Raw genomic sequence first — 10,451 nt, forward strand, 5'->3', positions numbered from 1 at the left:
CGGCGTGCCGGGAGACCCACCGGGGTGGTGGGTCTCCCGACGCGCCCCATGCGCACGGCCGCCTGCACGCTGTGGCTCGTCGCGTGCCTGCTCGGCAGCGGCCTCGTCGGGGCGACGGGCGCGACGGCCCAGCCGACCGCAGGCCCCTGCACCGACGACGCGGGGGTCACGGTCGTCGTCGACTTCCGCGACCTCGGCGGTGACACGATCGTCCGCTGCGCGCCGGGACCGGTGTCGTCCGGCTTCGACGCGTTGTCCCGGGCGGGCATCGCCGTCCGGCAGGTGACCAGCCAGCCGGGCTTCGTGTGCACCCTCGAGGGCCGTCCGGCGGACCAGACGTGCGTGGACACGCCGCCGCCGGATGCCTACTGGGCCTACTGGCACGCCGAGCGCGGGGGCACGTGGACGTACTCCGACGTCGGGGCGGCCTCGCGCACCCCGCCGCCGGGCAGCGTCGAGGGGTGGGCTTTCTCGACCGCCGGAGGGGCCGCGACGACCGGTCCGACGACCGCCCAACCGCCGCGGACGCCGCCACCCCCTGCGCCGGGTGGTGACGACCCCGAGCAGGCCGAGGCACCCCAGGTGCCCGGGCCGGCCGCGCCGGATCCCCCACCTGCGCCGCCCCCGCCCCCACCGCCACCACCGCCACCGCCACCGCCGCCACCGCCGGCCGCAGATGCGGACGCGGGAGCCGACGACGCCGTCGATGCCGGGGCGGGCGGGCGCGACGACGACCCGGCCGCGGAGCCGCCGTCCGCCACCCCGCGCCCCACACCGTCGGCACGCATCACCATGCCGGAGGACACGCCCACGACGCCGCTGGCCCAGGCCGACGGCACCGAGGACCCGACGGCCCGTCCCTCCCCCACCGACCGGATCCCGGCCACCCAGGCCCCCGACGACCGGGAGGCCACGCTCGCGGTGGCCGCCGACGACGCCGACGGCCCGCCGACGTCGACCATCGTGGGCGCGGGTCTGCTCACCACCGTCGTCGGCACGGCCAGCGTCGTCGCCTGGCGTCGGCGGCAGGGCTGACGTGCGGACCCGTCCGGCTCGCCCGCTGCACCCCGCGGCCTGGTGGCTCTGGGCGCTCGGGCTCGCCACGGCGGCGAGCCGGACGACCAACCTGCTGCTCCTCGCCCTGATCCTGGCGGTCGTGCTGACCGTCGTCGCCGCCCGCCGGCCGGCCGCCCCCTGGGCCCTGGGCCTGCGGACCTACCTCCTGCTCGCCGCGACCGTGGTGGTCCTCCGCGTCGCGTTCCGCGTGGTGCTCGGGGCCGACGTCGGCCCCACGGTCCTCTTCACCCTCCCCGAGCTGCCGCTCCCCGACGTGGCCGCCGGCATCAGGTTGGGCGGGCCGGTGTCGGCCGAGGGGCTGGTGGCGGCCCTGCAGGACGGCCTGCGCCTGGCCACGCTCCTGGTGGCCGTGGGCGCGGCCAACCTCCTCGCCGACCCCAAGCGGCTGCTGACCCACCTGCCCGCCGCCCTGCACGAGATCGGGTCGACGGTGGTCGTGGCGCTCACCGTGGCCCCGCAGCTGGTGACCAGCATCGGCCGCGTGCGGCGGGCCCGACGACTGCGGGGCGGGAACGTCCGGGGCCTGCGCCCGCTCGGCGCGACCCTGATGCCCGTCCTCGAGGACGCCCTCGACCGGTCGATCGCCCTCGCCGCCGCGATGGACGCTCGCGGCTACGGGCGATCACGGCACGTCCCGCTCCGGCAGCGCACCCTGACGGCCGGCCTGCTGCTCGCCGGCGTCTGCGGCCTCTGCATCGGCCTCTACGGCCTCCTCGACGGCACGGCCCCCCGGGCGCTCGGCAGCCCGATGCTGGTCCTCGGGACCCTGCTCGCCGCCGCCGGCACGATCCTCGCGGGGCGGCGCGTCGGGCGGACCGTCCACCGACCCGACCGCTGGGCCGCCCCCGAGGTCGGCGTGGCCGTGCTCGGGGTGGTGGCCGGGGCGGCCGTGGTCCTCGCCGGGCAGTGGTCCCCCGCGGCCGTGTACCCGCCCGTCCCGCCGCTCACGTGGCCCGAGCTGCCGACCCTGGCGGGCGCCGGAGTCGTCGCGGCGCTGCTCGCGGCGGTCGTCGCCCCGCCGCCCGAGGCGGTGAGCCGGCGGTGATCCGCTTCTCCTCCGTCACGATCACCTACCCCGGGGCCACCGCGCCGGCGCTGCGCGACGTCGACCTCGAGATCCCCGAGGGCGAGCTCTGCCTGGTCGTGGGGCCGACCGGCGCGGGCAAGTCGACGCTGCTCGGCGCGATCAACGGGCAGGTGCCGCACTTCACCGGCGGGCTGCTGTCCGGCCGCGTCGAGGTCGCCGGGCACGACACCGCCGCGGTCAAGCCCCGCGACCTCGCCGACGTCGTCGGCGTCGTCCCCCAGGACCCGGCGGCGGGCTTCGTGACCGACACCGTCGAGCAGGAGCTCGCGTTCACGATGGAGCAGCTCGGCCTGGCTCCCGAGGTCATGCGGAAGCGCGTCGAGGAGGTCCTCGACCTGCTCGGCGTGGCCGACCTGCGCGACCGGGCGCTGCGGACGCTGTCCGGCGGGCAGCAGCAGCGGGTCGCGATCGGCGCCGTGCTGACCGCCCACCCCCGGGTCCTGGTGCTGGACGAGCCCACCTCCGCCCTGGACCCGACGGCCGCCGAGGAGGTCCTCGCCGCCATCACGCGCCTCGTCCACGACCTCGGGGTGACCGCGGTGGTGGCCGAGCACCGCCTGGAGCGCATCATCCAGTACGCCGACACCGTCGTCGAGGTCCACGCGGACCGGACCGTCACCGCGGACGCGCCCGCCGCGGCGATGGCGACCGCAGCCGTCGCCCCGCCCGTCGTCCAGCTGGGACGGCTGGCCGGGTGGTCGCCGCTCCCCCTGTCGGTCCGCGACGCCCGTCGGGCCGCCGGGCCGTTGCGTGACCGGTTGCAGGCCCTCCCCACGCCGAGCGCCCCGCCCCTCCCCGCCGTCGGGCCGCTCCTGACCGCCCGAGGGCTGCACGTCCGGTACGGCGCCACCCCCGCCGTCCGCGACGTCGACCTCGACCTGCACGCCGGCCAGGTCGTCGCGCTGATGGGCCGGAACGGGTCGGGGAAGTCCTCCCTGCTGTGGGCGCTGCAGGGCAGCGGGCGCCGCGACGGCGGGCAGGTGGTGGTCGCCGGCCAGGACCCTGCCGGCCTCGACCCGCGAGGCGCGCGGCGACTCGTCGGCCTGGTCCCCCAGACGCCCTCGGACCTCCTGTACCTGTCGACCGTCGACGCCGAGTGCGCCCAGGCCGACGACGAGTCCGACGCCCCCTCGGGCTCGTGCCGGGCGCTGCTCGACGGCCTCGTCGGCGCGATCGCCGGCGACACCCACCCGCGGGACCTGTCCGAGGGGCAGCGACTCGCCCTCGCCCTGGCGGTGCAGCTCACCGCCGAGCCCCGGGTGGTGCTCCTCGACGAGCCCACCCGAGGGCTGGACCAGCGCGCCAAGCAGCGCCTGACCGCCGTGCTCCGCCGACTCGCCGCCGACAGGGCGGCCGTGGTCGTGAGCACCCACGACGTCGAGTTCGTCGCCAGCGCCTGCGACCGGGTCGTGGTCCTCGCCCAGGGCGACCTGGTCGCGGACGGGCCGACCGCGGACGTCGTCGTCGCCTCCCCCGCCTTCGCCCCGCAGGTCGCGAAGGTCCTCGCGCCCGGCGGCTGGCTGACCGTCGACGAGGTGCGGAACGCGCTCGCGGGGGCGGTGGCGGAGCCGTGATCGGCATCCGCCCCCGGTCGGCGCTGGTGCTCGCCCTGGCGTCCCTCGCCGGCCTGGTCATGTTCTGCTGGCCGCTGCTCATCGACCCGCCACCGGGGTTCGCCCACGACACCGACGCTCCGTTCGTGTTCGTCGCGCTGCTCCCCGTCCTGCTCGCGGTGGTGCTCGTCGAGCTGACCGAGGGGGGCATGGACACCAAGTCGCTCGCGCTCATCGGCGTCCTGTCGGCACTCGGGGCGGTCCTCCGGCCCCTCGGGGCGGGGACGGCCGGGATCGAGCTCGTCTTCTTCCTGCTGGTGCTGGCCGGGCGGGTCCTCGGCCCGGGTGCCGGGTTCGTGCTGGGGTGCACCACGCTGTTCGCCTCCGCCCTGCTGACCGGCGGCGTCGGACCCTGGCTGCCGTTCCAGATGCTGGCATCTGCCTGGGTCGGCATGGGTGCGGGCCTGCTGCCCGGACCACGCCTCCGCGGGCGTCTCGAGCTCGCGCTGCTGGCGCTCTACGGCGCCATCAGCGCCTTCGCCTACGGGTTCTGCATGAACCTCGCCTTCTGGCCCTTCATCCTCGGCGGCGACACCGCCCTGTCCTACGTGCCGGGTGCGGCGGTGCTCGAGAACCTCCACCGCTTCGTCCTCTACACGGTCGCCACCTCGTCGCTCGGCTGGGACACCGGGCGGGCGATCACCAACGCGGTCGCGATCCTCCTCGTCGGGCCGGCCGTGCTGGGCGCCCTCCGGCGCGCGTCGCGTCGCGCCGCGTTCGATGCGACCCCGGCGTTCGAGCCGTCGGCTGCCACGGGTGCGGCGCGGTGATCGGGCGACGACCGGCGGATCGCGCAGATCCTCGCCGTCATGCGAGGGAGGTCCGGATCGTGCACCAGCCTCCCCGCGCCGCGCACCGATCCCCCGACGTAGGCTGACGGGTCGACCCCGCGACCGACCGCTCCCTGGCCATGCGACACCTCACCCCCCTCCGCGCCCTCGCCCTCCTCATGTCGACGACCCTCGCGCTCGCCGGCTGCGGCGGCTCCGGTGGTGGTCTCGACGTGTCGGTGACCGACGCCCGCAGCCCGGTCGTGGCGGGCACCAGCACCGCCGCGGTGTACCTCGACATCACCAACGACGGTGATGACGACGTGGTCCTCACCGGCGTGTCGAGCGACGCGGCGACCGAGGTGGTGCTGCACCACACCGCCATCGGCGAGGACGGGGCGGTGACGATGTCGATGGCCGACGAGCTGGTGATCCCGGCCGGCGGGACGGCGACGCTCACCGAGGGCGGCGACCACATCATGCTGATCGATCCCGAGCCGCGCGCGGTGGGTGACACCCTCGAGCTGACCCTCCACTTCGGCGACGAGGCGGTGTCGGTGGAGGTCCCGGCGACCGACCTCCTCGACGCGGGCTGACCGCCGGCGGCACGGGTGGCGCGGAGCGACAGACTGGGGCGGGCCATGACCGCCCCCCGACTGCTGGCCGCCTGCGCGCTCGTGCTCGTGCTCGCGGCGTGCACGCCGTCGTCCACGACCGCCCAGCTGCCCCAGCCCATCGACACCGCCGGGACGGGCTTGGCGCGGCAGGCGCTCGCCGAGCCCGTGCCGCGGCCCCACACCGACCTCGTGGGCACCGACGGCGAGCCCTTCGACCTGGCCGAGGCGACGGCCGGCAAGCCGGCGCTCGTGTTCATGGGCTACACCAGCTGCCCGGACATCTGCCCGGTCCACATGGCGGCGATCGCCCGGGCGCTCGACGAGACGGGCCTGCGGGCCGGCCGGGACCTGGACGTGGTCTTCATCTCCGTGGACCCGGACCGGGACTCCCCGGAGGTGCTCCGGACGTTCCTCGACGCCTTCGACCCCGGCTTCACCGGCGCCACGGGCTCGCGTGAGGCGCTGGACGCGCTGGCCGACGACCTCGGCCTGCCGCAGGCGGTGCTGGAGGGCGATCCCGACAGCGGCGAGTACTACACCGTGGGGCACCCCGGCCAGGTCCTGGCGTTCGGGCCCGACGGCCCCGCGGAGTTCCAGTACCCCTTCGGCGTGCGCACGTCACACTGGATCGCAGACCTCCCCGACCTCGTAGAGGGCACGCTCACATGACCGTCTCCTGGTGGTGCTCCGGCAGCGCAGGCCAGCCGTGGACCTGGACCTACCGCCCCCTCATCGGCGTGTGGCTCCTCGCCAGCGCAGTCATCGGGCTGCGCGAGCTGGCCTGGCGTCGCTGGGCGCCCGACGGCGCCGTCCGCTCCGGCCGGCAGGACGCCGCGTTCTTCGGCGCCGTCCTCGGGTTGGTCGCGGTGTCGGAGTGGCCCCTCGGTCCGCTCGGCGCGGGCTACCTGCTGAGCGTCGGCATGCTGCGGTACCTCGTCTACACGCTCCTGGTCGCCCCCCTGCTGATCATCGGCACCCCCCAGTGGATGTGGCGGCGCCTGCTGACGACCAACAGCTGGGTGCTGCGGGCCACCCGTCTGGTGACCCGCTGGCCGTTCGCTCTAGCCATCGCGAACGTCGTGCTGGTCGTCACCCACCTCCCACCCGTCGTCGACACCCTCAAGGTCTGGCAGGCCGGATCGTTCGGGCTGGACATGCTGTGGCTGCTCGGCGGCCTGATCATGTGGTGGCCGGTCATCGGCAAGCTCGAGGAGATCCCGCGGCTCGGCGACCCCGCCCGCGAGGTCTTCCTCTTCGGCCAGTCGATCGTCCCGACCGTGCCGGCGTCGTTCCTGACCTTCGCCACCCTCCCCCTCTTCGGGCTCTACGAGCTCGCCCCGCCCGTCTGGCTCGGCTACGACATCGTCGCCGACCAGCGCATCGCGGGGCTGACGATGAAGATCGGTGGGGGGATCGTGCTGTGGATCATCATCGCCACGCTGTTCCTGCGCTGGGCCACCCGGCAGGAGCGCATCGACCGCGGCAAGGCCACGGAGGCCGACATGGCCGCGGAGGTCCGGTCGTGGGAGGGCCGCGCGCCCGTGTCCGGGTCGCGGAGCTGACGTGGCCGACCAGTTCGTCGAGGACCTCCGGTCGCGCACGACCCCGCTGCTCGCCGACGGGGCGATGGGGACGCTGCTGCAGGCGCGCATCGAGCAGGCCCTGGAGGGCGGGTTCGAGGAGCTGAACCTGACCGCGCCCGAGGTCGTCGCCCAGGTGCACCGCGACTACGTGGACGCGGGTGCGGAGCTGATCACGACCAACACGTTCGCGGCCAACGCACGGGTGCTTGGCCGCGCGGACGACGTGGAGGCGCTGAACCGCGCCGGCGTCGACGTGGCCCGCGCGGTCGCCGATGCGCACGGGGGCGTGCTCGTGGCGGGTGCGGTCGGGCCGCTCGGGGACCGGGTCCAGCCCTACGGCCGGCTCGACCGCGGGATCGCGCGGGACGTCTTCGCCCAGCAGATAACCTCCCTCGCCGGCGTGGACCTCCTGGCGTTCGAGACCTTCACCGACCACGGCGAGCTGACCGCCGCGATCGAGGCCGCCCGGAAGGCAGCTCCCGGCACACCCGTCGTCGCCCACATGACCTTCGGTCGGGACGACCGCACGCTGCTCGGCTACCTGCCGGGCCGGGTCGCCCGCGAGCTCCTCGACGCTGGCGCGGACGTCATCGGCGTCAACTGCTCCGGAGGGCCCGCCCAGACCCGCCGGGTCGTGGCCGCGATGCGCCAGTCCGCCCCCGATGCGCTGATCGCCGCCCAGCCGAACGCCGGCTACGCCGAGCGCGTCGGTGGCCGGATGATCTTCCGGGCCAGCCCCGCCTACTTCGCCGAGTCCGTCGCCGTCCTCCGCGAGCTGGGCGCCGCCCTGGTCGGGGGGTGCTGCGGGACGACCCCGGACCACGTCCGGGCGATGCGCCGCGAGCTCGACCACCCGACCGCGATCGTGGAGCTGCCCCCGGCACACGTCGTGGAGCCGCCGGCGGTGGCCGAGGCCGCCGCCACGGCACGGCCGACCGAGCTGGCCGCCCGCCTGGCCGAGGGCCGGTTCACCACGACCGTGGAGGTCACGCCGCCGCGCAGCCACGACTTCGGGCCGGTGCTCGAGAGCGCCGCGCTCCTGCGCGACGCGGGCGCCCACCTCCTCGACGTGGCCGACAGCCCCGCAGCCCGCATGCGCATGAGCCCGTGGGCGGTCGGCCAGGCTCTGCAGGCCGAGGTCGGGCTCGAGACGATCCTGCACTTCCCCACCCGCGGGCGGAACCTCCTGCGCATCCAGGGGGACCTGCTGGCTGTCCACGCCATGGGCCTGCGGAACCTCTTCGTCACGATGGGCGACCCGACCCGGATCGGCGACTTCCCGCACGCCGGCGACGACGTGGACATCGCCCCCTCGGCGCTGATCGGGACCATCGCCGGCTCGATGAACGCCGGGGAGGACCTGTCCGGCAGCTCCATCGGCGGACCGACCAGCTTCACCGTCGGCTGCGCGGTCAACATGTGCGCCGACGACCTCGAGCACGAGCTCGACGTCCTCGAGCGCAAGGAGGCCGGCGGAGCCCACTTCGCCCTCGGCCAGGCGGTGTTCGAACCCGAGCGGATCGAGCGCTTCCACGCCGCCTACGCCCGTCGGCACGACCGCGACTTCACTCTCCCCGTGCTCATCGGCATCATCCCCCTGTTCAGCACGCGACAGGCGAAGTTCATGCACAACGAGGTGCCCGGCATCACGATCCCCGAGCGGATCTTCGCGCGGTTGGAGGCCGCCGGGGAGGATGCGCCCGCCGAGGGCGTCCGGATCGCCCAGGAGCTGCTCGCCGCGGTCAAGCCCGTCGTCGCCGGCGCCTACGTGATCCCGTCCCTCGGCCGCTACCACCTCGCGGCGGAGGTCGTGGCCAGCGCCTGACGCCGCGGGCGTCCTCGCCCGGCCGGTCGGCTTGCGGGGCCGGTCGACGCGGCGGTAGGTTAAGGTACCCTTACCTCTGTTCGACAGGTGCCCTGCATGTCCCGCGACGTCGCCCCGCCCGTCCCCGCCATCGAGATCCGCGTCACCGGCTTCGACCAGGAGTCGGCCGCGGTCCTGGCGGAGGTCGCCGACCACTTCAACGGCGACCACGCCGACACGGTGGGCCTGATGGCCCTCGGGGCGGGCTTCTCCCCCTCCGAGGTGCACTCAGCCGAGATCGCCGGCGTCGACCCGCACGGCCTCGACCTGTGGGTGCGGCGCACCGACGGGGTGCACGGACCGGTCCGGCTGCCCTTCGACGCCGAGCGACCCGACGTCGACGCCGTGCGCGCCGACGTGTTCGGCTTGATCGCGCGAACGCGGACCGCGGTGGGCGAGCGCGTCCCCCTGACCAGCATCGAGGAGGAGCTGGCCAGCACCCAGGACCTGGCCACCTTCGTCACGACCGTCTCCGCCGTGCGGGACCTGACCCCGGGGATGCGCGAGCTGACCGTGCGCGGGGGTCTGGAGGGGTTCGCGCCCATCGCGCCGGACCAGTTCCTGTACCTGATCACCGCAGCGCCGGGTGGCGGGCCGGTCACGCCCGGGTTCACGATGGCGCAGCTGCAGGAGGCACCCGTCGCCGACCACCCGCCGGCGGCCTACTACACCGTCCGCCGCTGGCGACCCGAGGCGGACGAGATGGACCTGTGGGTCGTCCTGCACGGCCACGACGAGGGGGTCGGCGGGTGGGCAGCCGAGGTCGGGGTCGGCGATCCGGTCGCGCTGTGGGGGCCGCGGTCCACGTACGACCCGCCGGCCGGGACCCGGTCGGTGCTGCTGGTGGGCGACGAGACCGGGCTCCCCGCCATCGCCACGATCCTCGAGCAGCTGGACGAGGGGTGGACGGCCACCGTCGTCGTCGAGGCTGCCGCCCCCTCGCACGCGGTGGACCTGCCCGCCCGGCCCGGGGTGGAGGTCAGCTGGGTGTTCCGGGACGGCGAGCCGGCTGGGACCGGGACCGGGCTGGTCGACGCGGTCCGCGGCCTGGACCTCGACCTCGACGGGCTGTACGCGTTCGGGGCCGCCGAGACCCGCCAGATCGCGGCCGTGCGCCACCACCTCCGCCACGAGCGCGGCATGGCCGCCGACCGGACGCGCATGACGGGGTACTGGCGCCGGCGCGGGTGAGGGGGCGGTGACCCGGGGGCCCCGCCGGCGGCGACCAGCTGGGCCGGATCAGCTGAGGGGCCGGCTTTGCCCCCACACGGTGCAGCCGGTGAGGATGGGCCCACGACCGACCCGGAGGAGCCCGCAGTGACCGTCACCCGCATCGATCAGATCGCCATCGCCGTGGAGGACCTCGACGAGTCCCTCGCCTTCTACGAGCGCGCGTTCGGGCTGACGCCGGAGTACCGCGAGGTCGTCGAGTCCGACGGCGTCGAGGAGGCCATGCTCAACGTCGGCGGGGTCTACATCCAGCTCCTCGCGGCCACGCGGGAGGACTCGCCGGTCGGGAAGTACCTGGCGAAGAACGGCCCGGGCCTGCACCACGTGGGCTTCGGCGTGGACTCGGTGGCCGGCCAGCTCGACCACCTGCGCGACGAGGGCGTGCGGCTGATCGACGAGCAGCCCCGCCCGGGAGGTGGCGGCCACACCGTCGCCTTCGTCCACCCCAAGGGCACCGGTGGCGTGCTCGTCGAGCTGGTCGAGGACGAAGACCACTAGCCCACCCCGCCTTCCGGGGACCGGGGGACCCGGCCCGACCGACACCGTGGCCCGCCTCCCGATGACCGGGGTCTGTCACCTTCGTCTCGCCCTCCGGAACGAAGGTGACAGA

At 75.2% G+C, this 10,451-nt stretch carries 10 protein-coding genes; all 10 read left to right on the forward strand.

Annotated features, from left to right (window positions below; genetic code table 11):
• The first annotated feature begins 48 nt into the window (after positions 1-48).
• The 10 genes from ACEQ2X_RS24210 (at position 49) to mce (ending at position 10,339) form a co-directional block, all read left to right on the forward strand.
• A complete protein-coding gene (locus tag ACEQ2X_RS24210) occupies positions 49-1,035 on the forward strand; it encodes a hypothetical protein (protein ID WP_370328463.1) in 987 nt (328 codons plus the stop codon).
• A 1-nt stretch (position 1,036) separates the two neighbouring features.
• Entirely contained in the window at positions 1,037-2,122 is a 1,086-nt protein-coding gene (locus tag ACEQ2X_RS24215) for a CbiQ family ECF transporter T component (RefSeq protein WP_370328464.1), read from the forward strand.
• Positions 2,119-3,738, forward strand: coding sequence for an ATP-binding cassette domain-containing protein (locus ACEQ2X_RS24220; RefSeq protein ID WP_370328465.1), 1,620 nt, complete (start codon positions 2,119-2,121; stop codon positions 3,736-3,738). Before ACEQ2X_RS24215 ends, ACEQ2X_RS24220 begins: the two co-directional genes overlap by 4 nt.
• Positions 3,735-4,547 carry an ECF transporter S component gene (locus ACEQ2X_RS24225; protein WP_370328466.1) on the forward strand — a complete coding sequence of 271 codons (813 nt, stop codon included), beginning with the start codon at positions 3,735-3,737 and terminating at the stop codon, positions 4,545-4,547. Before ACEQ2X_RS24220 ends, ACEQ2X_RS24225 begins: the two co-directional genes overlap by 4 nt.
• Positions 4,548-4,687: 140 nt before the next feature.
• Positions 4,688-5,143 (forward strand): copper chaperone PCu(A)C, encoded by a 456-nt coding sequence (locus ACEQ2X_RS24230; protein ID WP_370328467.1) that lies wholly within the window; start codon positions 4,688-4,690, stop codon positions 5,141-5,143.
• 45 nt (positions 5,144-5,188) lie between these two features.
• Positions 5,189-5,833, forward strand: a complete 645-nt coding sequence (locus ACEQ2X_RS24235; protein ID WP_370328469.1) for an SCO family protein — start codon at positions 5,189-5,191, stop codon at positions 5,831-5,833.
• Positions 5,830-6,726: a cytochrome c oxidase assembly protein gene (locus ACEQ2X_RS24240; RefSeq protein WP_370328470.1), complete on the forward strand. Its 897-nt coding sequence runs from the start codon at positions 5,830-5,832 to the stop codon at positions 6,724-6,726. Before ACEQ2X_RS24235 ends, ACEQ2X_RS24240 begins: the two co-directional genes overlap by 4 nt.
• A 1-nt stretch (position 6,727) precedes the next feature.
• Entirely contained in the window at positions 6,728-8,572 is a 1,845-nt protein-coding gene (locus ACEQ2X_RS24245) for a bifunctional homocysteine S-methyltransferase/methylenetetrahydrofolate reductase (protein ID WP_370328471.1), read from the forward strand.
• A gap of 96 nt (positions 8,573-8,668) precedes the next feature.
• Entirely contained in the window at positions 8,669-9,802 is a 1,134-nt protein-coding gene (locus tag ACEQ2X_RS24250) for an SIP domain-containing protein (RefSeq protein WP_370328473.1), read from the forward strand.
• A gap of 126 nt (positions 9,803-9,928) precedes the next feature.
• The gene (gene mce, locus ACEQ2X_RS24255) at positions 9,929-10,339 is read left to right on the forward strand and encodes a methylmalonyl-CoA epimerase (protein WP_370328474.1); all 411 of its coding nucleotides are present in this window, start codon (positions 9,929-9,931) and stop codon (positions 10,337-10,339) included.
• Positions 10,340-10,451: the final 112 nt, after the last annotated feature.

It is taken from the genome of Euzebya sp., assembly GCF_964222135.1.
GTDB lineage: Bacteria > Actinomycetota > Nitriliruptoria > Euzebyales > Euzebyaceae > Euzebya.